Source organism: Streptomyces sp. NPDC016677, from assembly GCF_055562815.1.
In genome coordinates, this window is the sequence record NZ_JBVHEO010000025.1 from 33196 (window position 1) to 58351 (window position 25156).

General features: G+C 74.0%; 25 protein-coding genes and 1 pseudogene. 15 read left to right on the forward strand and 11 right to left on the reverse strand.

The features are described 5' to 3' along the window. The first annotated feature begins 123 nt into the window (after nucleotides 1–123). The 3 genes from ACZ3IG_RS35010 (at nucleotide 124) to ACZ3IG_RS35020 (ending at nucleotide 3115) form a co-directional block, all read left to right on the forward strand. Nucleotides 124–1728 carry an ABC transporter substrate-binding protein gene (locus ACZ3IG_RS35010; RefSeq protein ID WP_467437210.1) on the forward strand — a complete coding sequence of 535 codons (1605 nt, stop codon included), beginning with the start codon at nucleotides 124–126 and terminating at the stop codon, nucleotides 1726–1728. 91 nt (nucleotides 1729–1819) lie between these two features. Next, nucleotides 1820–2503 carry a uracil-DNA glycosylase gene (gene ung / locus ACZ3IG_RS35015; RefSeq protein ID WP_467437211.1) on the forward strand — a complete coding sequence of 228 codons (684 nt, stop codon included), beginning with the start codon at nucleotides 1820–1822 and terminating at the stop codon, nucleotides 2501–2503. Nucleotides 2504–2563: 60 nt separating this feature from the next. Next, the gene (locus ACZ3IG_RS35020) at nucleotides 2564–3115 is read left to right on the forward strand and encodes a hypothetical protein (protein WP_467437212.1); all 552 of its coding nucleotides are present in this window, start codon (nucleotides 2564–2566) and stop codon (nucleotides 3113–3115) included. Between the two features lie 69 nt (nucleotides 3116–3184). On the opposite strand, the gene ACZ3IG_RS35025 is transcribed toward ACZ3IG_RS35020, so the two are convergent. Next, a complete protein-coding gene (locus ACZ3IG_RS35025; protein ID WP_467437213.1) occupies nucleotides 3185–3727 on the reverse strand; it encodes a hypothetical protein in 543 nt (180 codons plus the stop codon). A gap of 355 nt (nucleotides 3728–4082) precedes the next feature. Here ACZ3IG_RS35025 and ACZ3IG_RS35030 point away from each other — a divergent pair, with 355 nt between their 5' ends. Beyond that, the gene (locus tag ACZ3IG_RS35030) at nucleotides 4083–4988 is read left to right on the forward strand and encodes a Gfo/Idh/MocA family protein (protein WP_467437214.1); all 906 of its coding nucleotides are present in this window, start codon (nucleotides 4083–4085) and stop codon (nucleotides 4986–4988) included. On the opposite strand, the gene lnt is transcribed toward ACZ3IG_RS35030, so the two are convergent. Beyond that, the gene (gene lnt, locus ACZ3IG_RS35035; RefSeq protein ID WP_467437215.1) at nucleotides 4912–6498 is read right to left on the reverse strand and encodes an apolipoprotein N-acyltransferase; all 1587 of its coding nucleotides are present in this window, start codon (nucleotides 6496–6498) and stop codon (nucleotides 4912–4914) included. The two genes, ACZ3IG_RS35030 and lnt, sit on opposite strands and share 77 nt — an antisense overlap. 152 nt (nucleotides 6499–6650) lie before the next feature. Here lnt and ACZ3IG_RS35040 point away from each other — a divergent pair, with 152 nt between their 5' ends. Then, nucleotides 6651–7391, forward strand: coding sequence for an SDR family NAD(P)-dependent oxidoreductase (locus tag ACZ3IG_RS35040; RefSeq protein ID WP_467437216.1), 741 nt, complete (start codon nucleotides 6651–6653; stop codon nucleotides 7389–7391). A 212-nt stretch (nucleotides 7392–7603) separates the two neighbouring features. Here ACZ3IG_RS35040 and ACZ3IG_RS35045 read toward each other — a convergent pair whose 3' ends face one another. The 3 genes from ACZ3IG_RS35045 to ACZ3IG_RS35055 form a co-directional block, all read right to left on the reverse strand. Then, on the reverse strand, nucleotides 7604–7783 hold the full coding sequence (locus ACZ3IG_RS35045; RefSeq protein WP_467437217.1) for a hypothetical protein: 180 nt from the start codon (nucleotides 7781–7783) through the stop codon (nucleotides 7604–7606). 65 nt (nucleotides 7784–7848) lie between these two features. After that, nucleotides 7849–8724, reverse strand: a complete 876-nt coding sequence (locus ACZ3IG_RS35050; RefSeq protein ID WP_467437218.1) for an undecaprenyl-diphosphate phosphatase — start codon at nucleotides 8722–8724, stop codon at nucleotides 7849–7851. Nucleotides 8725–8900: 176 nt separating this feature from the next. Then, nucleotides 8901–9662: a TVP38/TMEM64 family protein gene (locus tag ACZ3IG_RS35055; protein ID WP_467437219.1), complete on the reverse strand. Its 762-nt coding sequence runs from the start codon at nucleotides 9660–9662 to the stop codon at nucleotides 8901–8903. Nucleotides 9663–9711: 49 nt separating this feature from the next. Between ACZ3IG_RS35055 and ACZ3IG_RS35060 the strand changes: the two genes are divergently transcribed. The 3 genes from ACZ3IG_RS35060 (at nucleotide 9712) to ACZ3IG_RS35070 (ending at nucleotide 12917) form a co-directional block, all read left to right on the forward strand. Further along, complete coding sequence (locus ACZ3IG_RS35060) at nucleotides 9712–10434, forward strand: DNA alkylation repair protein (protein ID WP_467437220.1); 723 nt, start codon at nucleotides 9712–9714, stop codon at nucleotides 10432–10434. 286 nt (nucleotides 10435–10720) lie between these two features. Then, a complete protein-coding gene (gene tuf, locus ACZ3IG_RS35065) occupies nucleotides 10721–11890 on the forward strand; it encodes an elongation factor Tu (protein ID WP_467437221.1) in 1170 nt (389 codons plus the stop codon). Nucleotides 11891–12071: 181 nt separating this feature from the next. Next, entirely contained in the window at nucleotides 12072–12917 is an 846-nt protein-coding gene (locus ACZ3IG_RS35070; protein WP_467437223.1) for a spermidine synthase, read from the forward strand. On the opposite strand, the gene ACZ3IG_RS35075 is transcribed toward ACZ3IG_RS35070, so the two are convergent. After that, the gene (locus tag ACZ3IG_RS35075; RefSeq protein WP_467437224.1) at nucleotides 12879–14198 is read right to left on the reverse strand and encodes an MFS transporter; all 1320 of its coding nucleotides are present in this window, start codon (nucleotides 14196–14198) and stop codon (nucleotides 12879–12881) included. The genes ACZ3IG_RS35070 and ACZ3IG_RS35075 overlap by 39 nt on opposite strands. 155 nt (nucleotides 14199–14353) lie before the next feature. Between ACZ3IG_RS35075 and ACZ3IG_RS35080 the strand changes: the two genes are divergently transcribed. Further along, a complete protein-coding gene (locus ACZ3IG_RS35080) occupies nucleotides 14354–14791 on the forward strand; it encodes a DUF4442 domain-containing protein (RefSeq protein ID WP_467437241.1) in 438 nt (145 codons plus the stop codon). 71 nt (nucleotides 14792–14862) lie between these two features. Here ACZ3IG_RS35080 and ACZ3IG_RS35085 read toward each other — a convergent pair whose 3' ends face one another. Continuing rightward, on the reverse strand, nucleotides 14863–15828 hold the full coding sequence (locus ACZ3IG_RS35085) for a UTP--glucose-1-phosphate uridylyltransferase (RefSeq protein ID WP_467437225.1): 966 nt from the start codon (nucleotides 15826–15828) through the stop codon (nucleotides 14863–14865). A gap of 320 nt (nucleotides 15829–16148) precedes the next feature. Between ACZ3IG_RS35085 and ACZ3IG_RS35090 the strand changes: the two genes are divergently transcribed. Continuing rightward, a complete protein-coding gene (locus tag ACZ3IG_RS35090; protein ID WP_467437227.1) occupies nucleotides 16149–18677 on the forward strand; it encodes a beta-glucosidase in 2529 nt (842 codons plus the stop codon). 50 nt (nucleotides 18678–18727) lie between these two features. Beyond that, nucleotides 18728–19351, forward strand: coding sequence for a DedA family protein (locus tag ACZ3IG_RS35095; protein WP_467437228.1), 624 nt, complete (start codon nucleotides 18728–18730; stop codon nucleotides 19349–19351). Nucleotides 19352–19441: 90 nt separating this feature from the next. Here the strand turns inward: ACZ3IG_RS35095 and ACZ3IG_RS35100 are convergent, their stop codons facing one another. Further along, complete coding sequence (locus ACZ3IG_RS35100) at nucleotides 19442–19972, reverse strand: gamma carbonic anhydrase family protein (protein WP_467437230.1); 531 nt, start codon at nucleotides 19970–19972, stop codon at nucleotides 19442–19444. 108 nt (nucleotides 19973–20080) lie between these two features. On the opposite strand from ACZ3IG_RS35100, the gene ACZ3IG_RS35105 reads away from it, so the two are divergent. The 3 genes from ACZ3IG_RS35105 to ACZ3IG_RS35115 all read left to right on the forward strand — a co-directional run bounded on the left by ACZ3IG_RS35105 (nucleotide 20081) and on the right by ACZ3IG_RS35115 (nucleotide 22064). Beyond that, entirely contained in the window at nucleotides 20081–20845 is a 765-nt protein-coding gene (locus tag ACZ3IG_RS35105; protein WP_467437231.1) for an acyltransferase, read from the forward strand. A 67-nt stretch (nucleotides 20846–20912) separates the two neighbouring features. After that, nucleotides 20913–21485: a helix-turn-helix domain-containing protein gene (locus tag ACZ3IG_RS35110; RefSeq protein WP_467437232.1), complete on the forward strand. Its 573-nt coding sequence runs from the start codon at nucleotides 20913–20915 to the stop codon at nucleotides 21483–21485. A 21-nt stretch (nucleotides 21486–21506) separates the two neighbouring features. After that, nucleotides 21507–22064 carry a YbaK/EbsC family protein gene (locus ACZ3IG_RS35115; protein ID WP_467437234.1) on the forward strand — a complete coding sequence of 186 codons (558 nt, stop codon included), beginning with the start codon at nucleotides 21507–21509 and terminating at the stop codon, nucleotides 22062–22064. Between the two features lie 31 nt (nucleotides 22065–22095). Here the strand turns inward: ACZ3IG_RS35115 and ACZ3IG_RS35120 are convergent. Then, a pseudogene (locus tag ACZ3IG_RS35120) lies at nucleotides 22096–22810 on the reverse strand (FAD-dependent monooxygenase); the annotation flags it as partial. A 16-nt stretch (nucleotides 22811–22826) separates the two neighbouring features. Next, a complete protein-coding gene (locus ACZ3IG_RS35125; RefSeq protein ID WP_467437235.1) occupies nucleotides 22827–23243 on the reverse strand; it encodes a CoA-binding protein in 417 nt (138 codons plus the stop codon). 110 nt (nucleotides 23244–23353) lie between these two features. On the opposite strand from ACZ3IG_RS35125, the gene ACZ3IG_RS35130 reads away from it, so the two are divergent. Next, nucleotides 23354–23980 (forward strand): YigZ family protein, encoded by a 627-nt coding sequence (locus tag ACZ3IG_RS35130; RefSeq protein WP_467437236.1) that lies wholly within the window; start codon nucleotides 23354–23356, stop codon nucleotides 23978–23980. Nucleotides 23981–24020: 40 nt separating this feature from the next. Here ACZ3IG_RS35130 and ACZ3IG_RS35135 read toward each other — a convergent pair whose 3' ends face one another. Further along, entirely contained in the window at nucleotides 24021–25142 is a 1122-nt protein-coding gene (locus ACZ3IG_RS35135; protein ID WP_467437237.1) for a ricin-type beta-trefoil lectin domain protein, read from the reverse strand. Nucleotides 25143–25156 lie beyond the last annotated feature (14 nt).

Consider the following 25156-nt stretch of genomic DNA (forward strand, 5'->3'; position numbering starts at 1 on the left):
TCCTCCAGGACATGACAACGTAGTCACCCGTCGAAACGATCAAAACGCCTGTTCAAAGCGGGTCCGGAGGGGCAGCCGCTGCGATATGGTCGCCCGAGTTCGGCACCGCCACACGGGGGATCGATGAACGTGCGCGTGTTCAACCGGAACCGGAACCGACGCCTGTGGTGCGTGGCCGCGGGCGCGTCCCTGTCCTTGGCGGCCGCAGGATGCGGCATCCTCTCGCCCGACGACCCGGACCGGGACGAGCCGATCGTCGTCGGCACCACCAGCGCGCCCAGCACGCTGGACCCCGCCGCCTCCTGGGACGGCTCCTGGGAACTGTTCCGCAACGTCTACCAGACCCTGCTGAGCTACCCCAACGGCGCGACCACGCCCCGCCCCGACGCCGCGCGGAACTGCGCGTTCACCGACAGTTCGAACCAGGTGTACCGCTGCGAACTGCGTACCGGACTGACCTTCTCGGACGGGGACCCGCTCGACGCGGCGGCCGTCAAGTACTCGATCGACCGGATCAGGACCATCGACGTCGACGGTGGGCCGGCCGGACTGCTGGGCAGCCTGGAGCGGGTCCAGGCACCGAGCGAGCACGAGGTCGTCTTCCACCTGAACAAACCGGACGCCACCTTCCCGTTCGTGCTCGCCACCCCCGCGATGTCCCTCGTCGACCCCGACACCTACCCGGCCCGGGCGGTGCGCCGGGACGGTGAGGTCGTCGGGTCCGGGCCGTACGTCCTGAAGTCCTTCGAGGACGGCGAGCGGGCCGAACTCGTCCGCAACGACCGGTACGAGGGCTACGCGGAACGCCGGAACGACGCGGTGACCATCGAGTACTTCGACACCTCCCAGGCCATGGTGAAGGCGCTGCGGGCCGGACGCATCCAGGTGACCTTCCGCGGTCTCGCGGCGGACGACGTCATCGACCTGGAGAGCGGCACCGCCGAGGAGGAGGACCTCCAGCTGTTCGAGGGGACCGGGGCCGACATCAGCTACCTCGTCTTCGACCCCGACGACCCCTGGACGGGCCGCAAGCCCGTACGGCGGGCCGTCGCCCAGCTCATCGACCGGGCGGCGATCGCCCACGATGTCTACCGGGACACCGTCGACCCGCTGTACTCGATGGTGCCGCAGGGCGTGACCGGGCACACCACCGGCTTCTTCGACGAGTTCGGCGACCCCAGCGCCGACAAGGCCCGCGCCATCCTCACCCGGGCCGGCATCGACGAACCCGTCCCCCTCACCCTCTGGTACACCACCGACCGCTACGGCTCCGAGACCGCCCTGGAGTTCAAGGCGCTCGAACGCCAGCTGGAGGCCTCGGGCCTGTTCACGGTCACGCTCAAGAGCCGCCCGTGGAAGACGTACGTCGCCGGCTACCAGAAGGGTGAGTACCAGGTCTTCGGCCGGGGCTGGTTCCCCGACTTCCCGGACGCCGAGAACTTCATCGCCCCGTTCGTCGGGGAGCAGAACGCCCTGGGCACGCCCTACCGCGTCCCCGCGATCACCGACGACCTGCTGCCGCGCTCCCGCCGGGCGAGCGACCGGGCCGAGGTGGTGGAGGAGTTCGAGGAGGCGCAGCGCGTCCTCGTCGACGACGCCCGGCTGCTGCCGCTGTGGCAGGGCCGGCAGTACGTGGCGGCCAGCGAGGACATCTCCGGCGCGGAACGGGCGCTCGACCCGTCGACGATCATGATGGTGTGGGAGCTGCACCGCAAGACGAGCTGGTAGACCCGGCTCCCGGCCTCCCCGGCACCGGTTGTCAGTGGTCGCCTGTAGGTTCTGAGGTGCTGGAGCGACCGCACACCGTAAGGAAGTTGACGTGACCGACATCGCCATGCTGCCCGAGTCCTGGCGCGAGGTGCTCGGCGGCGAGCTGGAGCAGCCCTACTTCAAGGAGCTGACGGAGTTCGTCGAGGAGGAGCGGGCGAACGGTCCCGTCTACCCTCCGCGCGAGGAGGTCTTCGCCGCCCTGGAGGCCACGCCGTACGACCAGGTGAAGGTGCTGGTCCTCGGGCAGGACCCGTACCACGGCGAGGGGCAGGGGCACGGCCTGTGCTTCTCGGTCCGCCCGGGCGTGAAGATCCCGCCGTCCCTGCGGAACATCTACAAGGAGCTGCACGCGGAGCTGGACGTCCCGATCCCGGACAACGGCTATCTGATGCCGTGGGCGAGGCAGGGCGTCCTGCTGCTCAACGCGGTGCTCACGGTCCGGGCGGGCGAGGCCAACTCGCACAAGGGCCGCGGCTGGGAGCTGTTCACGGACGCGGTGATCCGCGCGGTGGCCGACCGGCCCGACCCGGCCGTGTTCGTGCTGTGGGGCAACTACGCGCAGAAGAAGCTGCCGCTGATCGACGAGGAGCGGCACGTGGTGGTCAAGGGCGCGCACCCGTCCCCGCTGTCGGCGAAGAAGTTCTTCGGCTCCCGGCCGTTCACGCAGATCAACGAGGCGGTCGCGGCGCAGGGCCACGAGCCGATCGACTGGACCATTCCCGACCTGGGCTGATCTGGCCGCGTCTGCGGGGTGATCGGCGGGCTGGGGCCTAACGTCGTCGGCAACAGCCGGATGAGTGGCGCGGAGTACGCGGAGGACGCGGTGGCCCAGGGACAGGAGCGGACGGCACCGGACGCCGTACCGACCCGGATCGCGCAGGTCGTCATGTTGCATCACGCGGGCGACCGCGAGGAGGCCCGGCACCGGTACCTCGGCCTGTGGGCGGAGATCGGCGAACACGGGGACCCGCTGCACCGCTGCACCCTGGCCCACTACCTCGCCGACACCCAGGACGACCCGGCGGACGAACTGGCCTGGGACCTGCGGGCCCTGTCCGCCGCGGAGGAACTCACCGCCGGGTGCCCGGCGGACCACGAGGGCGCGCTCGCCGCGCGTTCCCTCTATCCCTCCCTGCACCTGAACCTGGCGGCCGACTACGACCGCCTCGGCCGCCCCGAGGCCGCCCGGCTGCACCTGTGGCGGGCCCGCCGCGCGGCCCAGTCACTGGGGGACGACCGCTATGCCGCGGGCGTCCGTGCGGAGATCGGCCGACTGGAGCGCAGCCTGGGGGAGGGCGGTTCCTCGCCGGACGGCCCCTGGGGGCCACCGCGGCAGCGGCCCTGAGCCGGGAGGCGGAGGTGTGCGGGGACGGGGGCGGGGAGGCGGGGTGGCTCCCGGCCAGTGCCGGTGGTTTCAGCGGCCGTACGTCTGCCGGCAGATGGACGCCTCGGGGCTGTCCGGCTGCCAGCGACCGTACGTCCGGCCGAGGGCGCACACGTCCGCGCCCTCGCCGCGTTGTCCGGGGGCGGCCGAGGGGGCTTCGGGGAGCGCCGGGGCGGGCCGAGGGGGCCGGGCCGGTCGCGGCCGGGCCTTCGGCGGGGCGGCCGGCGGGGGCCGTCGGGGCGGGGCGGCGGACGGTGCCGGGCCGCGTACCGCGTCGTTCCGCCCGGAACGTGGCCCGGCCGGTCCGTCCGGTCCCCTACGTCCGTCGGTCTCCTCCCGCCCCACCGCCGCGCCGGTCTCCTCCGCCCCGCCCGGCTCTTCCGGTCGTGAGGAGGGGCCGGTCGACTCCAGCGACTCACGGGCCGGGGCCTCGACGGGCGGGGGCCGCCGGGAGCCGTCCGGGCGCGGGGCGGAGGGGCGGGCCTCGCCCGCCGCCGTGCCGGGGGCGGGCGGACGCTGGACCGTCACACAGCCGGTCACGGCCGTGACGGCGGCGGTTATGGCCGCGGTCATCAGGAGCGTCGCGGTCGTCGTCGTTCGCTGCACCCGCGCCACTCTGCTGGCCGCCCGCTCCCCGCGGCGCCGGACCGGCCCAGGATGCCCCGCACGGGTGATGCCCGGCCCGCACACGCGGCCCCGGCCCCGCAGCGGCTGACGCGACCGGCCGCCTGCGGCCTCCGTCATCCTGCGGCCTCCGTCCGCCCCGTCTGGCGCGTGGCCGCCGTCCGCCCTCGCCCTCCGCTGGTCCCTTCCCGCCCGCCGCTGCCCCCCGCCCGCGCCCCGCCCGCCGCCCCCGTATGCTGCCGAGCGCACCCGGGTCGGCGACCATGGGGCGACCAGCAGAACAACCCCCTTGAGGAGAACGCCCGTGAAGGTCGGCTGCATCGGACTCGGTGACATCGCGCGCAAGGCGTACCTCCCCGTGCTCGCCTTCCAGCCCGGCGTCGAACTGCACCTGCACACCCGGACCCCGGCGACCCTCACCCGCGTCGCCGACGGACTGCGCGTTCCGCCGGCCCAGCGCCACGCCGACCTCGACGCGCTGCTCGCCCAGGACCTCGACGCCGCCTTCGTGCACGCCCCGACCGAGGTCCACCCCGGGATCGTGACCCGGCTCCTCCAGGCCGGTGTCCCGACCTACGTCGACAAGCCCCTCGCCTACGAACTGGCCGACTCCGAGCGGCTGGTGGCCCTCGCCGAGGAACGGAACACCAGTCTCGCCGTCGGCTTCAACCGGCGCCACGCCCCCGGCTACACCCAGTGCGCCGAACATCCCCGCGAGCTGATCCTCCTGCAGAAGAACCGCATAGGGCTGCCGGAGGAGCCGCGCACGATGATCCTCGACGACTTCATCCACGTCGTCGACACCCTGCGCTTCCTCGTCCCGGGCGAGGTCGACGACATCACCGTGCGGGCCCGCGTCCGGGACGGTCTGCTCCACCACGTCGTGCTGCAGCTCGCCGGCGACGGCTTCACCGCGCTCGGCGTCATGAACCGGCTCAGCGGCTCCGCCGAGGAGGTCCTCGAAGTCTCCGGGCAGGACACCAAGCGCCAGGTGGTCAACCTCGCCGAGGTGATCGACCACAAGGGCCAGCCGACGGTGCGGCGGCGCGGCGACTGGGTGCCGGTCGCCCGGCAGCGCGGCATCGAACAGGCGGTGCTCGCCTTCCTCGACGCGGTCCGCGCGGGCAAGGTGCTCAGTGCCCGGGACGCGCTGCTGACCCATGAGCTGTGCGAGCGGGTGGTACGCGAGGTCCAGGAGCGCTCCGCCTGAACCGCAGCGTCCGTACGCCCTCGACGGCACCCCAGACGACGAGGACGGCGAGCGCCCCGTACGGCGGCCAGTCGCCGAGGCGGACGTAGGGCGTGGTGCCGTGCGCGAGCGGCACGTCGTACACCTGGGCGCCGCTCGTGCCGGTGCCGAGCCGCGGCCCGGTCCGCGCGCCGCTCGCGTCGTACACGGCGGAGACCCCGGTGAGGGTGGCGTGCACCATCGGCCGCCCGGTCTCGGCGGCGCGCAGCGCGGCCAGCGACGCGTGCTGCGCGGGCGCCCAGCTCTCCTGGAACGTCGACGTCGACGACTGGGCGAGCAGCACCTCGGCACCGTCCTCGGCGAGATGGCGGCTCATGTCGGGGAACGCGCTCTCGAAGCAGACCATCGGACCGACCCGCAGGCCGTCCCCGGCCTCCATCACGACCTGCGAGCCGCCCCGTCTGCGGTCCTCGCCCGCCGCCTCGCCGACGGAGGTGGCCCAGCCGAGCAGCGAGCGGGCCGGGACGTACTCGCCGAACGGGACGAGCCGCATCTTGTCGTAGCGCGCGCCGGTCGGTCCGTCCGGGCCGACCAGGACGGAACTCTTGAAGATGCCGGGCCGGTCCGAACGCCGCGCGTCCACGTTGACCAGGACATCGGCACCGGTCTGCCGGGAGAGCGCCGCGAGCCGCCCGGCCAGGTCGGGCCGCTCGCCCAGGTCGAAGCCGACGCTGCTCTCGCCCCACACCACCAGGTCGACGTCCTGCCCGGCCAGGCGCCGGGTCAGCTCCTCCTCGCGGTCGAAGCGGCGGGCGGGGCTGCCGGTGCCGGCCACCACCCCGGGCTGTACGACGCCGATCCGCACCCGGCCGTCGGCACCCGACGAGGAGGCGGGCGGCGGCGACCACACCCAGGCCGCGGAGCCGGCGGCGGCCGTGGCGAGGAGCCCGGCCACGGCGGTCACCCGGGCCCGCCGCACGGCGACCAGCACGACGACGGCGGCGTTGACGGCCACGATCAGGAAGCTGACCAGCCACACCCCGCCGACCGAGGCCAGCCGCAGCGCCGGCGCGACCTGCCACTGGCTCGCGCCGAGCACGCCCCACGGCCCGCCGAGCCCTTGCCAGGAACGGACCAGTTCGATCGCCAGCCACCCCGACGGCACCACCACGAGCGCCGCCGCCACCCGGCCCGGCCCGGGTGTCCCGCCCAGCAGCCGGCGCACGAGCCATCCCCACGGGGCCCACAGCGCGCCGAGCAGCGCGGCGATGACGAAGGTGAACACGTGCAGGTTCGGCAGCAGCCAGTGGTGCATCGCCAGCATGAACCCGAACCCGCCGCACCAGCCGTCGTACACCGCCCGCCGCCCGGTCGGCGCCGCGCGCACCAGCAGCAGCCAGGGGACCAGGGCGAACCAGGCCCACCACCACAGCGACGGCGCGGGGAAGGCGAGGACCGGCAGGGCGCCCGCGAGCACCGCGAGGAGGGAGCGGTGCCAGGGGGTGGTGATCCAGTGGCCGAGGGTCTTCATGGGCGCCTCCCTACCCCGCGGTGCCTCCAGTGTGCGCCGTCGCGGTGAACCGGTCAGCAGGAGACCCGTTCAGTTGATCACACCGGGGCCGTGGCCGCCGTTCGTCACTAGGATGATCGATGATCGATCAAAAATCTCGGTAGGAGGTACTCGTGGCGCGTCCCATCACGGTGGTCACCGGCGGCAGCCGGGGCATCGGCGCGGCGACCTGTCTGCGGCTGGCGGCGGACGGGCACGACGTGGCCGTGGGCTACGTCCGGGACCCGGCCGCCGCCCAAGCGGTGGCGGACGGGGTGCGGGAGGCCGGCGGGCGGGCCGTCACCGTGCGGGCGGACACCTCGGAGGAGGCGGACGTCGAACGGCTCTTCGCCGAGGCCGAGACGCGGCTCGGGCCGGTGACGGGGCTGGTGAACAACGCGGCGGTGACCGGTCGCCTGGGCAAGCTCGCCGACAGCGACACCGCCGATCTGCGCCGGGTCCTCGACGTCAACCTGCTGGGCACCCTGCTGTGCGCGCGCCGCGCGGCGCAGCTGATGTCCGCCCGGGGCGGCGGCGCGATCGTGAACGTCTCCTCGGGTGCGGCGACCCTCGGCAGCCCCGGTGAGTACGTGCACTACGCGGCGAGCAAGGCGGGAGTCGACGCCCTCACGGTGGGCCTGTCCAAGGAGCTGGGCCCGGAGGGCATCCGCGTCAACGCGGTCGCGCCCGGCCTCGTCGACACCGACATGCACGCGGCGATGGGTGCCCCGGACCGGGTGCGGCGGATGGCCCCGGGCATCCCGCTGCGCCGGGCCGGTCGGGCGGAGGAGATCGCCGCGGCCGTCGCCTGGCTGCTGTCGCCGGACGCCTCGTACACGACGGGCGCGGTGCTGCGGGTGGCGGGCGGACGCTGAGACGCTCCCGTCACGGGACAGGGACAGGGACAGGGACAGGGACAGGGACAGGGACAGGGACGGGGACAGGGACAGGGGCGGAGACGGAGCGAGGCCCTGCCTGGGGCCCCGCCCGGCGCCCACCTCGTGCCCATGAGGCAGGCACCGGCCGGCGGGACGGCGAGATCGCCGCCCAGGCCGGCGGCGCGGCAGTCCGGGCAAGGGGCTCGCCCTCACGCCGCCTCGATCACCTCGCCGCGCATCGCCGCCGCCCACTCCACCACCAGCAACTCGTACTCCTCGCGCTCCTGGGCCGACAGCGACCCGCCCGCGCGCTGCCACAGGGCGCGTATCCGCTCGTTCAACTCGGCGGCGGAGCACGCGGAATCGAGGATCGGGGCATCGGGGAACATGCCGACAAGCCTAGGGGCAAGCACTGACAGTCCGCTACCGGACGACTACGGAGGCCCGAGTGGCCCTAGTGGGCCGGCTCGCCCGCGTCCGGGCTCAGTACGCCCATGCTGACCAGCACGATGAGCACGATGCCGAGGGCGACGCGGTAGTAGACGAAGGGCATGAAGCTCTTGGTGGAGATGAACTTCATGAACCAGGCGATCACGGCATATCCGACACCGAACGCGATGACCGTGGCGAAGATCGTCGGGCCCCAGGAGATGTGGTCGCTCTCCAGCGCGTCCTTCAGCTCGAACAGACCCGAGGCGAGCACGGCGGGGACGGCGAGCAGGAAGGAGTAGCGGGCCGCGGCCTCGCGCCGGTAGCCCATGAACAGGCCGCCGCTGATGGTGGCGCCGGAGCGGGAGACGCCCGGGATGAGCGCCGCGGCCTGGCAGAGCCCGAAGATCAGACCGTCCTTGACGCCGAGGTCGGTCAGCTCCTTGCGCTGCTTGGCCACCCGGTGCCGGCCGCCGCTCTCGTCGCGCGCCGCCAGCCGGTCCGCGACGCCGATCACGATGCCGACGACCACCAGCATGGTGGCGGTGATCCGCAGGTCACGGAAGGGGCCCTCGATCTGGTCCTTGAGGGTCACGCCGAGCACACCGATCGGGATCGAGCCGACGATCACCAGCCAGCCCATGCGCGCGTTGTGGTCCTTGCGCATCTCCTTGTCGGCCAGCGACTTGCTCCACGCCCCGATGATCGACGCGATGTCCTTGCGGAAATAGATCAGCACGGCGGCCTCCGTGCCGATCTGCGTGATCGCCGTGAAGGCCGCTCCGGGGTCGTGCCAGCCGGAGAACGCCGCGGTCAGCCGCAGGTGCGCGCTGGAGGACACGGGGAGGAACTCGGTCAGCCCCTGGACGAGTCCGAGGATGAGGGATTCAAACCAAGACATGAGGTACGGAGTCCAAGTGCCGATCGTGAACGGGCGACGACGGACACACCTGGCCGACGCCTGTGATGATCAGGATCGAGGGGTGTCGAGGGCAGCGTAGCGCCCCCGGATGACAGCCCGGGCACAGGGCCCGGTCAGGGCCCGGTCAGTACTCGGTCGGTACCCGGTCGTCCCGGTCAGCGGGCGCGCAGCCGGTTCCGCTTGCGCCAGGCCACCACGGCACCGGCGAGGCCGGGCACCGCGATGCAGGCCAGGGCGATCAGGAAGGCGGGGGAGGTCGGCGTGGAGGCCCGGGCGCCGGCGACGACGTACGCGGCGGTGTTCGGGATCGACCCGAGCGCCGTCGCCAGCAGGAACGCCGGGAGGCTCATCCGGGAGACCGCGGCGCAGTAGTTCGCCGCCGCGAACGGAACGCCCGGGAACAGCCGGGCCGCCAGCATCGACCGGAAGCCGTGCCGGCTGAGCTGCCCGTCCGCGGCCTTGAGCCACTTGCCGCGCAGCAGCGGGCGCAGCGCCTCCTGACCTAGGACGCGCCCCAGGCAGAAGGCGATCCCGGCCCCGAGCACCGTGCCGGCCAGCGCCGCGCCGAGGCCCAGCGAGGAGCCCAGCAGCGCGCCGGCCGCCAGGTTGAGCAGTGGACGGGGCACGAAGGCGACGGTGCACAGTCCGTACGCGACCGCGTACGCCAGCGCCGCCGCGGCCCCGCCCAGGTGCGGTGGCCAACCGTGCACCAGCAGCTTCTGCGGCTGGAACAGCAGCACCGCCGAGGCGGCCGAGACCAGGAGCAGGACGAGCAGCGACAGCCGGGACCAGGGCGACAGCAGGATTCTCGTCGCGCGGGCGGAGATCCCGGTCCGAGCGGCCGGGGCGGATGTGGCGGTGGTGGCCCGGGGAGAGGCCGTGGCGGTGCCCCCAGAGCGGGTGGTGGCATCGAGCATCCGGTGACACTAACCGACGAATCCGTGTGATCGCCGTATGGTGCGTGTCATGACTGTCACAGGCGGGCGAACTCCGGCCGTGCCGAGCAGTCCGCTCGCCGACCGCGTCCTGGAGCGGCTCACCGCCGTGTACCCGGCCGACGCCGACCCGGAGCGGGCCTCGCCGATGCGCGCGTACATGCGGGACGTGGCCCCCTTCCTGGGCCTGACCAGCCCGGTTCGGCGCGCACTGTCCCGTACCGTACTGCGGGACGTGCCGCGCCCCGGCGAGGCGGACTGCGCCGCGATCGCGCTGCGCTGCTGGCGGCTGCCGGAGCGGGAGTACCACTACTTCGCCGTGGATCTGCTCCGCCGTCATGTGTCGGTACTCACCCCCGGTTTCCTGCCGGTGGTCCGGCATCTGGTCACCACCGTCCCCTGGTGGGACACCGTGGACCTGCTCGCCGCGCACGTCGTCGGCGGCCTGGTGGCGGCCGGTCCGCGGCTCGGGGCGGAGATGGACGCCTGGATCGAGGACGACGACCGGTGGCTGGTCCGCGCGGCCCTGCTGCACCAGCTCCGGTACAAGGAACGCACCGACACCGCCCGCCTCTTCGCCCACTGCCTGCGCCGCGCGGACCACGCCGACTTCTTCGTCCGCAAGGCGATCGGCTGGTCCCTGCGCGAGTACGCCAAGACCGACCCGGAGGCCGTACGCGGCTTCGTGGCCGCGCACCGGGAACGGCTCGCTCCGCTGTCCGTACGGGAGGCACTGCGGGCCGTCGGCCCCTGAGCCGCACCGGATTGTCGAACTCCCGTGCCGTAAAAAACCATTCGACGTGGGGCAAAGCGTCGGCGATGATCGGCGTCATGTTCCGGTACGCCTTCCACCTCGTCGCCTCCGCGGTCGCGGATGCCCCGAAGGCTGCCGTCCCCTTCTTCCCGGGGTCCTTCCCGGCCACCGCCGGCGGCGCCCGAGGCTGACCCTCTCCGGATCGTCCGGCGGACCCCGCAGGGGGAGGGTCGGCGCGACACCGGGGTCCCCACCTTTCCTTCGAGCGAGGCTTCGAGGTACCGCCATGTCCAAGACGGCGTACGTCCGCACCAAACCGCATCTCAACATCGGCACCATGGGCCATGTCGACCACGGCAAGACCACCCTGACCGCCGCCATCACCAAGGTCCTCGCCGAGCGCGGCTCCACCTCCTTCGTGCCGTTCGACCGCATCGACCGCGCCCCGGAGGAGGCGGCGCGCGGCATCACCATCAACATCGCGCACGTCGAGTACGAGACCGACACCCGCCACTACGCGCACGTCGACATGCCGGGCCACGCCGACTACGTCAAGAACATGGTCACCGGCGCCGCCCAGCTCGACGGGGCGATCCTCGTCGTCTCCGCGCTGGACGGGATCATGCCGCAGACCGCCGAACACGTGCTGCTGGCCCGGCAGGTGGGCGTCGACCACATCGTGGTCGCGCTCAACAAGGCCGACGCCGGGGACGAGGAACTGGCCGACCTGGTGGAGCTGGAGGTCCGCGAACTGCTCACCGCCCACGGCTACGGCGGCGACACCGCGCCCGTCGTACGGGTCTCCGGGCTGAAGGCGCTGGCCGGCGACCCCCGCTGGACGGCGTCCGTGGAGGCGCTGCTCGACGCGGTGGACACGTATGTGCCGATGCCGGAGCGGTATCTGGACGCGCCCTTTCTGCTGCCGGTGGAGAACGTGCTCACCATCACCGGGCGGGGGACGGTCGTCACCGGAGCCGTCGAGCGCGGCACCGTGCGGGTCGGCGACCGGGTCGAGGTGCTCGGGGCCGGCGTCGAGACGGTGGTCACCGGCCTGGAGACCTTCGGCAAACCGATGGCGGAGGCGCAGGCCGGGGACAACGTGGCGCTGCTGCTGCGGGGCGTCCCCCGGGACGCGGTCCGGCGGGGGCACGTGGCGGCGGCGCCGGGGAGCGTGGTGCCGCGGCGGACCTTCACGGCGCGGGTGTACGTGCTGCCGGCCCGGGAGGGCGGGCGGTCGACGCCGGTCGCGACCGGGTACCGGCCGCAGTTCTACATCCGTACGGCCGACGTGGTGGGGAACGTCGACCTCGGCGAGGCGGGCGTGGCCCGGCCCGGGGAGACGGTGACGATGACCGTGGAGCTGGGGCGGGAGGTGCCGTTGGAGCCGGGGCTCGGGTTCGCCGTCCGGGAGGGCGGACGGACGGTCGGGGCCGGGACCGTGGCCGGGGTCGCGTGAGGTGCGCGGGACAGGGACCGTGAGTGGTGTCGCGTGAGGCGTGCGGGGTCGCGTCGCACGCGGGCGCTGCTGAAGGCGCGCCTCACCCAGGCACAATGAACGCGCCTCGCCCAGGCGGCACGATGACTGCGCCTCGCCCAGGCGGCACGATGAGTGCGCCTCACCCAGGCACAATGAAGAGGTGAACGAAGCCATACCCGTCTCCCGCGTCACCGGCCAAGGCACCGTCAAGCTCATGCCGGACGTCGACCGGGAGCGGGCGTGGCTGCTCACGGTCGACGGGGCGCCGCAGTCGTACGTCGACCTGGACGAGCCCGAGCACCTGGAGTTCGAGTACGCGCGGCGGCTCGGGCACGTGCTGGACACCGTGGCCGAGCCGGGCCGGCCGCTGGACGCGCTGCACCTCGGCGGGGGCGCGCTCACCCTGCCCCGGTACCTGGCGGCGACCCGGCCCGGCTCCCGGCAGGACGTGGTGGAGTTCGACCGCGGACTGCTGGAGCTGGTCGCCGAGTGTCTGCCGCTCCCGGACGGCGCCCGGATCGCCCGGCACGCGGCCGACGCCCGCGCATGGCTGTCGGCCGCCCCGGCGGACTCGGCGGACGTGCTGGTCGCCGACGTCTTCGGCGGCTCCCGGGTGCCCGCGCACCTGACCTCCGCGGGGTACGCCGAGGAGGCCGCGCGGGTGCTGCGGGCCGACGGCGTCTACCTGGCCAACCTCGCCGACGCCGCGCCGTTCGCCTTCCTCCGCTCCCAGCTGGCCACCTTCGGGGCCCTGTTCGCGGAGCTGGTGCTGATCGCCGAGCCGGGCGTGCTGCGCGGGCGCCGTTTCGGCAACGCGGTGCTGGCCGCCGCCCACCGGCCGCTGGACGTGGCCGCGCTGGCCCGGCGCACCGCGGCCGACGCCTTCCCGGCGCGGGTGGAACACGGGCCGGCGTTGCGGAGGTTCATCGGTGACGCGCGTCCGGTGCGGGACGCGGACGCGGTGCCGTCACCCGAGCCCCCCGACGGGGCGTTCGGCATCGGCTGATCCGGCGTCGGCGCCGGCGGCCGGTGTGCCCAGGGTCACCGGTTCCGTCCGGCGGCGCAGATCGCGTACCTCCGGGACGAACAGCACGGCGGTCGTGACCACCACGACCAGCGCCGCGCAGCCCCACAGCGACTCCGGCCGCCCGAACGCGGCCTCCGCGGGACCCGCCAGGGCGGTCGCCGCCGGCACCAGCGCGACCGAGCCGAACCAGTCGTACGCCGAGATCCGTGACAGCTTCTCCTCGGCCACCTCCTGGTGCAGCGCGGTCATCCAGCTCACGCCGAACACCTCGACGGACAGGCCGGTCACGAACATCACCGCGCACAGCGCGCCGGCCGGCACCGGGACGGCCAGCGCGGCGGCGGGCAGGGACAGCGGGAAGACGCACAGGGTGCCGGCGAGCAGCAGGCGGCGCGGTTTCCAGCGGGTCATCAGCAGCGCGCCGCCGACCGTGCCGGCGCCGAAGCAGGCCAGCGCCAGGCCCCACGGCCCGGCCCCGCCCAGGTGGTCGCGGGCGACCAGCGGGCCGTAGACCGCCTCGGCGGCGCCGACCACCGCGTTGGCGATCGAGAACTGCACCACGATGCCCCACAGCCACGGCCGTCCGCTGAACTCCCGCCAGCCCTCCCGCAGATCGGCGAGGAGGCCGTCGCCCGGAGTGCGCGGCGGGATGTGCTTCACGTCCAGCAGCGCGCGCAGCGCCGCCGCGCACGCGAACGCCGCCGCGTCCGCCGCGAGCACCCAGCCGGGCCCGATCGCGGCGACCATCGCCCCGCCCAGCGCGGCGCCGCCCAGGCCAGCGCCGTGCATCGCCATCCGGAACACCGCGAAGGCCCGGGCGGCGTGTTCGCCCTTGACCGAGGCCATCAGCATGCCCTCCGCCGCCGGGGCGAAGAACGCCTGGCCGGTGCCGCCGAGCCCGGACAGCAGCATCATCTGCCACAGCCGCGGCTCCCCGGCGAGGACGAGCACCGCGAACGCCGCCTGCGACAGGCAGTTGAGCGTGTTGGCGGCGACCATCACCCGGTGCCGCGGCAGCCGGTCGGCCAGGGCGCCGCCGATCAGCAGGAAGAGCACCAGCGGAACGGTGCGGGCGGCGGCCACCAGGCCCACGTCGCCGCCGTCGCCGCCCGCCTCCAGCACGGCGAAGGCGGCGGCGATCAGCGCGCCGTTGCTGCCGAGGCTGGTCACCACGGTGGCGGCGGTCAGCAGGGAGTAGTTGCGGCTCGCCCAGTCGGGGGACCAGGCGGCGCGGCGGCGGGGACGCGAGACGTACGGCACCTGGCGACTATCGCCGGGGCGGGGCCTTTTCGCCAATGCCGCGTACCGGCGTCCCGCGCCGGCGCCTCGCCGGGCCCGCCCTCGCGGGCCTGCTCGGCGGGGTCTGGCCCTCGAAGCTACTTACGGGTAACTTGTTGTCCATGAGCGCAGACCAGATGTCGATCGGCGAGATGCTCGCCGCCACGGTGCCGATGGTGCGGACCCTGAACCTGGAGTACCTGGAGACCGGTCCGGACCAGGCCGTGCTGGCCCTCCCGGACCAGAGCGAGTACCGCAACCACGTCGGCGGCCCGCACGCCGGGGCGATGTTCACCCTCGGCGAGTCGGCCAGCGGGGCCGTCGTCCTGGCCGCGTTCGGCGACCAGCTCTCGCGTGCCGTACCGCTGCCCGTGCACGCCGAGATCGCGTTCAAGAAGATCGCCCTGGGCCCGGTCACGGCCACCGCGAGGCTCGGGCGGCCCGCCGCCGAGGTGGTCGCGGAACTGGATGAGGGGCTCCGTCCCGAGTTCCCGGTGACCGTGGCCATCCGGCGCGAGGACGGTGCCGTCACCGGGGAGATGACCGTGACCTGGACGCTGCGGCCGAGCGGCTGAGGCGCGGCACGCGGCACCGTTCGAGGGCCCGGCCGGGTGGTGCCTGGCCGGGCCCTCGGTTCATGGGGGCGTCAAGCGGCGAGACGGTTCCCGGCGTCGCGGGTGCCCGTTCCGTCCCCGGCGTTCTCCAGCCCGGCCACGAACTCCTTCAGCCAGGACGTGAACGCCGGTCCCAGATCGGGCCGTTCACAGGCCAGCCGTACCACCGTGCGCAGGTACTCGCCCTTGTCGCCGGTGTCGTAGCGCGGTCCGTCGAAGACCACCCCGTGCACCGTGCCGTCCGCGGCGAGTTCCTGGAGGGCGTCGGTGAGCTGGATCTCCCCGCCCCGGCCCGGCGGGGTGCGCTCCAGGACCCCGAAGACGGCCGGGTCCAGGACATAGCGGCCGATGACCGCGTACCGGCTCGGCGCCCGCTCGGGTGCGGGCTTCTCCACCAGCCCGGTGACCCGGATCACCCCGTCCTCCCCGGCGGGCGCGACGGCGGCGCAGCCGTAGAGGCGGATCTGATCCGCCGGCACCTCCATCAGGGCGACGACGCTTCCCCCGCGCCGGCCCTGGACGTCGAGCATCCGGCTGAGCAGCGTCTCGCGCGGGTCGATCAGGTCGTCGCCGAGCAGCACGGCGAACGGCTGGTCACCGACGTGCCGGCGGGCGCACAGGACCGCGTGGCCGAGGCCCAGGGGTTCGCCCTGCCGGATGTGGTGGACGGCCGCGAGCCGCGCCGGATCGCGGACCGCGTCCAGTCGTAGGGTGTCGCCCTTCGCCGCGAGGATCTGCTCCAGTTCGAGGGCGTTGTCGAAGTGGTCCTCGATGGCCCGCTTGTGCCGTCCGGTGATCATCAGTACGTCGTCCAGACCGGCCGCCGCGGCCTCCTCGACGACGTACTGGATGGCCGGTTTGTCGACGACCGGCAGCATCTCCTTCGGGGTGGCCTTCGTGGCGGGCAGGAACCGCGTGCCGAGCCCGGCGGCCGGCACGACCGCCTTGCGCACGGCACGGGCGGGACCGGTCGTGGTCGGAGTGGGGGAGGCGATCATGCGGTCATGCTGACCCGGCCGGATGGGAACCGGCCCGGAGCCGCCTCTCAATGACCTGTGGGTGCGGCCGGGCGCATGGTTCGGGAGGGCGACGGCCGGGTGCGTTGCCGGAGGGGTGATGCGGGCGGTTGCCGGCGAGGGGTGATGCGGGCGGTTGCCGGCGAGGGGTGATGCGGGCGGTTGCCGGCGAGGGGTGATGCGGGCGGTTGTCGGCGAGGGGCGATGCGGGCGGTTCCGCTGGGGTCGATCCGGGCGGGTTGTCCGCGCCGCGCCGGGGCGCCTGACGGCGTGTCAGCCGCCCCCTGACGCATAGTGCCTGCGTGCACACACCCGAGGAGCCCCGGACCGTGACCCGCGCCGCCTCCCGGCGGTCCGCCCTGCGCCTGCTGGCCGGCGCCGCCGTCACCGCGACGGCCGCCGGCGCGGGGGGACCCGCTCACGCCGGTCCCGGCGTCACCGCGACGGCGGCCGGTACCGGGAAACGGACCCACGCCGCCCCCGGCACCCGCGTCGACGGCCTGGTCGCCCGGCTCACCCTCCCCGAGAAGATCTCCCTGCTGCACGGAGCGTCCGACCCGCACCCCCTGGGCCAGGCCGGCCACGTCCCCGGCGTCCCCCGCCTCGGCATCCCGCCGCTGCGCCTGGCCGACGGCCCGGCCGGCGTCCGGGTCACCGCCCACGCCACCGCGCTCCCCGCCCCCGTCCTGCTGGCCGCCGCCTTCGACCCCGGCCTCGCCCGCCGCTACGGCCAGGTCATCGGCCGGGAGGGCCGCGCCCTCGGCCAGGACGTGCTGCTCTCCCCGATGGTCAACCTGATCCGCACCCCTTGCGCGGGCCGCAACTTCGAGACGTTCGCCGAGGACCCGCTGCTCGCCGCCGACCTGGTCGCCGCCGAGATCGAGGGCATCCAGGGCGGGGGCCTGATCGCCACCGTCAAGCACTTCGCGCTGAACAACCAGGAGAAGGACCGCGAGACGGTCGACGTCCGCGTCGGCGAACGCACCCTCCACGAGGTCTACCTGCGCGCCTTCGAGGCCGCCGTCGCCGCCCGTACCGGCGCCGTGATGGCCGCCTACAACAAGGTCGGCGGCACCCACGCCGGCGAGAACGCGGACCTGCTCACCGGCGTGCTGCGCGAGCGCTGGGGCTTCGACGGCCTGGTGATGAGCGACTGGTCCGCCACCCACTCCACCGCCGCCGCCCTCGCCGCCGGCCTCGACCTGGAGATGCCGGACGGCACGCACTACGGCGCCCCGCTGCTGAAGGCCGTGACGGACGGCACCGTCCCCGAGGCGCACGTCGACCGCGCCGTACGCCGCGTCCTGACCGTCATGGACCGCTTCGGCCTCCTCGACGCCGACCCGCCGCCGCGCCCCGCCCGCGACGCCGCCGCCGGTGCCGCCGTCGCCCGCGAGGTCGCCGAGGCGGGCGCCACCCTGCTGCGCAACGAACGCGGCACCCTGCCCCTCACACCCGGCCGCACCGTCGCCGTGATCGGCCCCACCGGCGACCGTCCGCTGGTCGGCGGCGGGGGCAGCGCCCATGTCGTCCCCGACCGCGCCGACCGCCCCCTGGACGCCATCGGCGCCCGCGCGGCGCGGGTCACGTACGCGCTGGGCGAGGACGTCTTCGGCAAGCGCCTGCCCGCCGACGCCCTCGCCCCCGCAGTCGACACCGAGTCCCGGCACGTGCCCGCCGGCGGGACCTGGACCTACGACGGGACGCTCACCGTCCCCGAGGCCGACGAGTGGACCTTCCTCCTGCACTGCTCCGCCGAGCCCACCCGCCGCCCCGAGGTCCGGCTCGGCGACGAGAACCTCTTCCCGCTCGCCCCCGGCTACACCGAGTACTTCGCCGGCGGCCTGGTCACCGTCGCGCCCGACGGCCTGGCCGTGCGCCGCCGCACACTGCGGCTGACCGCGGGCCGGCACCGGCTGCGGATCACCGCGGCGGGCGGGAAGGACGGGCAGACGTTCCGGCTGCGCCGGATCACCGGCGCGACCCGCGCGGCCGACGTCGCCGAGGCCGTGCGCGCCGCCCGCGCCGCCGACGACGTGGTCCTGTTCGCCTACGAGGACGCCACCGAGGGCCAGGACCGCACCGCCCTCGCCCTCCCCGGCGGCCAGGACCGGCTGATCGACGCCGTGACCCGGGCCAACCCCCGCACCACCGTGGTCCTCAACACCTCCTCGGCCGTCACGATGCCGTGGCTGGCGCGGACCGGCGCCGTGCTCCAGATGTACTACCCGGGCCAGGAGGGCGCCGCCGCCACCGCCGCCGTCCTGTACGGCGAGTGCGACCCCGGCGGCCGGCTCACCCAGACCTTCCCGGCCGACGGCGACCGCCACCCGGTCGCCGGGGACCCGCGCCGCTACCCGGGCACGGACGGCACCGTCGAGTACGCCGAGGGCCTCCACGTCGGCCACCGCTGGTACGACGCCCGGGGCGTGCGCCCGCTCTTCCCCTTCGGGCACGGGCTGTCGTACACCTCGTTCGCCTACACGGACCCGGAGGCGCGGCCGGTGCGGGGCGGAGGGCTCGACGTCTCCTTCACCGTCCGCAACACCGGGCGCCGGGACGGCGTGACGGTGGCGCAGGTGTACCTGGGGCCCTCGCCCGACCTGCGGCTCGACCAGCCGGTACGGGTCCTGGCGGGGTACCGGCGGCTCGCCCTGCGGGCGGGGGAACGGCGCCGGGCGACGGTCCGCGTCACCTCCCGCACGCTCTCCTGCTGGGACCCGCGCCGCCGCGACTGGGTGCTCGGCACCGGGCGGCGCGCGGTGTGGATCGGGGCGTCCTCGGCGGACCTGCGGCTGCGCACCGGCGCGGACGCGGGTGCCCTCGCGTGACCCAGTAGGCTTCCCGGGACAGCAGGAGCAGAAACCGCGAGGAGCCCGCAGTGCACGTCCAGGAATGGCTCGACACCGTGCCCGCGGCGGCCGTCTACGCCGTGGTGGGACTGGTCATCGGTCTGGAGAGCCTGGGCATCCCGCTGCCCGGCGAGATCATCCTGGTGTCGGCGGCCCTGCTGTCGTCCCAGCACGGCGGCATCGACCCGGTGATCCTCGGCGCCTGCGCCGTGGCCGGCGCGGTGATCGGCGACTCCATCGGCTACGCCATCGGCCGCAAGGGCGGACGGCCGCTGCTGGCCTGGCTGGGCCGCAAGTTCCCCCGGCACTTCAGCGAGGGCCACGTCGCCACCGCCGAACGGTCCTTCACCAAGTGGGGCATGTGGGCGGTCTTCTTCGGCCGTTTCATCGCCCTGCTGCGCATCTTCGCGGGGCCGCTGGCCGGGGTGCTGCACATGCCCTACTGGAAGTTCCTGACCGCCAACGTCCTCGGCGGCATCGTCTGGGCCGGCGGCACCACCGCCGTCATCTACTACGTCGGTGTCGTCGCCGAGTCCTGGCTCAAGCGCTTCTCCTGGCTGGGCCTGGTGGCGGCGGTGCTCATCGGCGTGGTCTCCATGCTGGTGCTGAAGCGGAAGGCGAAGAAGGCGGAGCCTGTTCCCGCCGCCGAGTAGACGTGCCTCAGGAGCGCGGGGCCGTAGCGGCGTCCGGCTCCGCCGCGTGGGCGCGACCGGCCGCGACGAGCGCGCGGACGCCCGGGACGGTCAGTCCCCGTACGCTCCCCGGTGCGCCTTCGCCAACTCCGCGTAACCGGTGCCGTTGAGCGTGACGCCCGCACGCTCCTCCTGGGTCAGCGCGCGCTTCACCTTCGCCGGCACCCCCGCGACCAGCGACCCCGGCGGCACCACCATGCCCTGCGGGACCAGCGCCTGGGCCGCGACCAGCGACCCCGCCCCGATCACCGCCCCGTTGAGCACGGTCGCCCCCATCCCGACCAGGCAGTCGTCCTCGACGGTGGCCCCGTGCACCACGGCGTTGTGCCCGATGGACACCCGCTCCCCGACAGTGACCGGGAAGCCGGGGTCGGCGTGGAGCGTGCAGTTGTCCTGGACGTTGCTGTCCGCCCCGACCGTGATCCGCTCCACGTCACCGCGCAGCACCGCCCCGTACCAGACGCTCGCCCCCGCGCGCAGCGTCACCTCCCCGATCACCGAGGCCGTGGGCGCCACAAACGCCTCCGCGTCCACCTCGGGTACCCTGCCGCCGATGCCCGTGATCAGTGCCTGGTGTGTCATCGTCGCCTCCTGGTCGGTGATGTCACCGGCACGGTAGTCCACCCGGTGGGGTGAAGATCACAGTCCTCCCCGGTCAAGGCCGCGCGGCGCGCTGAGTACCGTGAGCGGGTGCCGAAGCGCGAGAACACCCCTCCGTCCCGGCGGCGCCGCCTCGCCCAGCGGGCCGTCCACGCCGTCTGGGCCTGGGCGCAGCGCACCGGTTCGGTCACCGCCGAGCACCCCGGCCGGTTCCGCTTCGGCGCCCTCGGCCACGGCACCCGGCTGGCCTTCCCGCTCGGCACGGTCTTCGGCGAACCCTGGATCCACCTCGGCGCCCACTGCGTCATCGGCGAGCAGGTCACGCTGACGGCCGGTCTCATGCCCGACCTGGACCTGGGCCCGGAGCCGATCCTGCGCGTCGGCGACGGCGTCGTCCTCGGCCGGGGCACCCACGTCATCGCCGACACCACCGTCACCATCGGCAGCGACTGCTACTTCGGCCCGTACGTCTACGTCACCTCCACCAACCACTCCTACGACGATCCCCACCAGCCCATCGGCAAGCAGTGGCCCCGGATGGAGCCCGTCGAGATCGGCCCCGGCTGCTGGATCGGCACCGGCGCGGTGATCCTGCCGGGCGCGCGGATCGGCCGGAACGTGGTGGTGGCCGCCGGCGCGGTGGTCCGGGGCACGGTCCCCGACCACGCCGTGGTGGCGGGCGCCCCCGCCCGCGTCGTACGGCGCTGGACGCCCGACGGCGGCTGGCAGCCGCCGCTGCGCACGCCGGCCCCGGTGCCGATCCCGGACGGGGTCACACCGGAGCAGTTGCGGGCGCTGTCGGACCTCGGCGAGGAGGCCGTCGCCCACCTCGCGCGCCTGGACGCGGAGTCCTGACAGGCCCGGCCGCGCAGTACAGTTCACTGAACGATCTGGTACAGCCACGCATCACCCTGGACGGAACGTGTCGGACCTCGACCTGCTGACCCAGTCCCTCGCGCGCAACGTCAGGCGCTGGCGCACCGAACGCGGCTTCACCCTGGACGCCCTCGCCGGACGGGCCGGGGTCAGCCGCGGCATGCTGATCCAGATCGAACAGGCCCGCACCAACCCGAGCCTCGGCACCGTCGTCAAGATCGGCGACGCGCTCGGCGTCAGCATCACCACACTCCTCGACCGCGAGCAGGGCCCCCGGATCCGGATCGTCCCCGCCGAGCAGGCGGTACGGCTCTGGCACACCGAGGGCGGCAGCTACAGCCGCCTCCTCGCCGGGACCGAGGCGCCGGGTCCGCTGGAGATGTGGGACTGGCTGCTGATGCCGGGCGAGCGCAGCACCTCCGACCCGCACCCGGCGGGCACGGTCGAGCTGGTGCACATCACCACCGGGGAGCTGACGATCACCGTGGACGGCACGGATCACCGGGTGCCGGCCGGGGCCAGCGCCTCTTACGCGGCGGACACCCCGCACACGTACGCCAACACCGGCACCGTACCGATGCGGATGATCCTGGCCGTCTCGGTGCCGCCGCCCCGCTGAGCCCCTTGTTACCGTGCGGGCATGCAGCCACCCATCGGACACTTCGACCGTGCCGTCCCCGCCCCCGACTGCCTCGACGAGCTGACCCGCCCGGTCGCCGACGCGGTACGCCACTGGCACGGCGCCGTCCCCGCCGAACAGATCCTCTACGTCGACACCGACCCGGAGTGGGCCGACACCGCCACCTTCGTCGAGCACTACGGCCGCGAGCTGCTGGAGCAGTCCGCCAACTGCGTCGTCGTCAGCGGCAAGCGGGGCGGCGGGACCACCCTCGCCGCGTGCCTCGTCCTGTCCACCACCCGGGTCGACGTCAATGGCGCGGTCCGCCGCCGGCTCGGCGCCCGCAAGGCGTCCTTCGCGCCGATGGACACCGCGACCGGCGAGACCGGCATGGAGTACGGCGGCATCACACCGGTCGGCCTGCCCGGCGACTGGCCGGTCCTGGTGGACTCCGCCGTCGTCGACCTGCCGTACGTCCTGGTCGGCAGCGGACGGCGGCGCGGGAAGCTGCTGGTACCGGGGAAGGCGCTCGCGGAACTGCCGGGAGCGGTCGTGCTGGAGGGTCTCGGCGTCGCCTGACGGCCGTCGGCCCGCGTTCGTCCGACGGTCGTCAGACGGTGGTCCGCGTCCCGAGGTACGGCTCGGCGAACGCCGCCGCGGCGACGGGGGAGTCGAACAGGCGGCGCAGCCGGGCGAGCACGGTGGCAGCCCGGTACAGGTCGCCGGGCGACGTGCCGTGGTACACCCCCGACAGCCGCTCCGAGAACTCCTGGCAGTCCCAGACCAGCCGCAGGCAGGTGTCGGAGTAGCGGGCGAGGATGCCGTCGTCCCCCTCGCACAGCCGCGCGACCAGCCCGTCGGCCAGCAGGAAGACGTCGCGCGGGGCCAGGTTCATGCCCTTCGCGGAGACCGGCGCGGTGAGATGGGCGGCGTCCCCGGCCAGGAACAGCCGCCCGGACACCATCGCTCGACCGCCTAGTCGTGCATGTCGAGCACGCACTTCTCGATCAGCCGCCCCTCGTGCAGCACTGGCGCGTCCGCCGCACGCAGCCGCTCCCGCAACTCGCCCCGCGCCCGCTCGTGCGAGCGTGCGAGCAGTTCTCCGGATCGTCGCCCGGCGGGCACCGGAGGCAGTAGCGGGTCACGTCCGGGCTGCGCTGCATGTGCCCGGCGAAGCCGCGCGGACGCATGCCGAACACCACGCACTCCGCGAAGTGCCGCGGGTACACCCCGTAATGACGGTCCGTCAGCTCCGTGTACCGGAACGGATACCGCTCCCCGCCGGACCGGAACTCGCACGCGCTGTGCCGCTGCGCCCGCTCCACCCCCGCCGAGCCCTCTCTAACCCCGCTGCGCCAGGCGGGGGATCTCGATGGCCGGGCACCGGTCCATCACCATGTCGAGACCCGCGGCACGGGTCCGCTCGTACGCCGCCTCGTCGACGACGCCGAGCTGGAACCAGACCGCCCTCGCTCCCTTGGCGACCGCCTCGTCGGCGACCGCCCCGGCCAGCTCGCTGTTGACGAAGACATCGACGACGTCCACGTCGAAGGGGATGTCCGCGAGGGAGGCGTACCCCTGCTCGCCGTGCACCGTCTCGGCCTTGGGATGGACGGGCACGATCCGCTTGCCGAACCGCTGGAGCACGGCCGCGACCCCGTACGCGGCCCGCCGCTGGTTGGCGGAGAGGCCCACCACGGCCCAGGTGTCGCCCCGCTCGGTGAGGATTCTGCGGACGGTTTCCTCGTCGCCGTACATGCTGCGCCTCCGTGAGTTCGCTCCTGTGCGCAGAACGCGGGAGGCCGGGACGGGATTCCCGGCCGACGGGGTCCGGAGGCGGGCGGGCGGCGAGCGCATAGGCTGGTCGGATGCCAGACGAGTACCGCACCGTCGCCCGCGCGGGCGTGCACGAGACCGAGATCAACCGCTCGCGCTTCCGGTGCGCCCTCGCCCCGGTCGCCACTGAGCGGGAGGCCCAGGACTTCGTCGCGGCCGTGCGCAAGGAGCACGCGGACGCCACCCACAACTGCTGGGCCTACGTCGTCGGCGCCGACGCCTCCGTCCAGCGGGCCAGCGACGACGGCGAGCCCGGCGGCACCGCCGGGCTGCCCATGCTGCAGATGCTGCTGCGTCGCGACATGCGGTACGTGGCCGCCGTCGTCACCCGCTACTACGGCGGGGTCAAGCTCGGCGCCGGGGGACTGATCCGGGCGTACGGCGGTGTGGTCGGCGAGGCGCTGGACGCCGTGGGGTCGGTCACCCGGCGGCGGTTCCGGCTGGCCGTCGTCACCGTGGACCACCAGCGGGCCGGCAAGCTCCAGAACGAGCTGCGCGCCACCGGGCGCGAGGTGCGTGACGTGCGCTACGGCGAAGCCGTCACGATCGAGATCGGGCTGCCCGACGTCGACGTGCCGGCCTTCCGCGGCTGGCTCGCGGACGCGACAGCCGGGACGGCCGGGTTCGAACTCGGCGGCGAGGCGTACGGGGAGGCGTGACCGACCGGGTGGTACCGCCGGTGCTTCGAAGGCGGAGGACTCAGCGGGTGCTCCACTTCTGGTTGTCCTGGCCGTTGCAGTCCCAGAGGTGCAGGGGGGTGCCGGCGGCGGTCTTCGCGTCCTGGACGTCGACGCACTTGCCGGACTGCGGGTTGACCAGGTCGTTGCTGCCGTTCAGCACGAACTGCTGGGCCGGGTTGCCGCTGCACCAGGCGATCTGGATCACCGCGCCGTTGTCGTGGGAGCCCCAGGCCACGTCCATGCACAGGCCCATCGAGCGGATCGTGCCGTCGGAGCGGAAGTCCCACTTCTGGTAGTCCTTGCCGTTGCAGTCGGCGATCTGGAGGGGCGAGCCGTCCGAGCCCTTGTGGGACGCCATCTCGATGCAGCGGTTCGAGGCGTGGCTGTAGAGCGTGGTGCCGGGGGCCGTCGTCACCGTCGCCGTCACCGTCGGCTTGGTGGCGGACTTCTTCGACGCGGAGGAGTTCTTCTTCGCCGCCTTCTCCGTCGCCTTCGGGGCCTCCTCCGGGCTCTCCGCCGCCGCTCCCGCCGCTGCCGCCGCGCCCGCGCCCGACGTGTCCTTGCCGTCGTCCGCGTCGCCCTTGCCGGCGCTCGGGGAGGAGGGGGAAGGGGAGGGGGAAGGGGAGGAGGACGACGGGTCCGGGGCCGCCGAATCGTAGGCGCCCGCGGCGGGGCCCCTCGCACCGTCGTCCAGCACCGTGCCCGCGTTGGCCACCTTGTCCGACGGGCCGCCGTCGTCCGAGCCCGGCCTGTCCAGCACCCCCGCCACCAGGAACGGCACGCCGACCAACAGCGCTCCCGCGATCGCCGCGCCCGCCAGCAGGCCCCGGGAGGGGCGGCCGAAGGGGCGGGGGAACGTGGCTTTCTCCTCGGCCGTGGCGGCGGCTGTGTCTTGTTGTCCGGCCGTTTCCGCCGCGGCTGCGGCTGCGGCTGCGGCTTCGGGTTCCTCCGGTTCGGCGGCGGAGGGGGAAGGGGAGGGGGTGGGCGTGGCCTCGGAGGGAGTCTGCCGCTCGGCTGCGGCTGCGGCTGTGGTTCCGGTTTCGGTGGGGGCCGGCGGCGCCGTCTCCTCCGACGCGGCCTGGCTCGCCGGAAGCGCTGCCTGAGCCGCGGCCTCGTGCTGCGGGTTGTTCTTGCCGGACATGGTGTTCCTTCCGA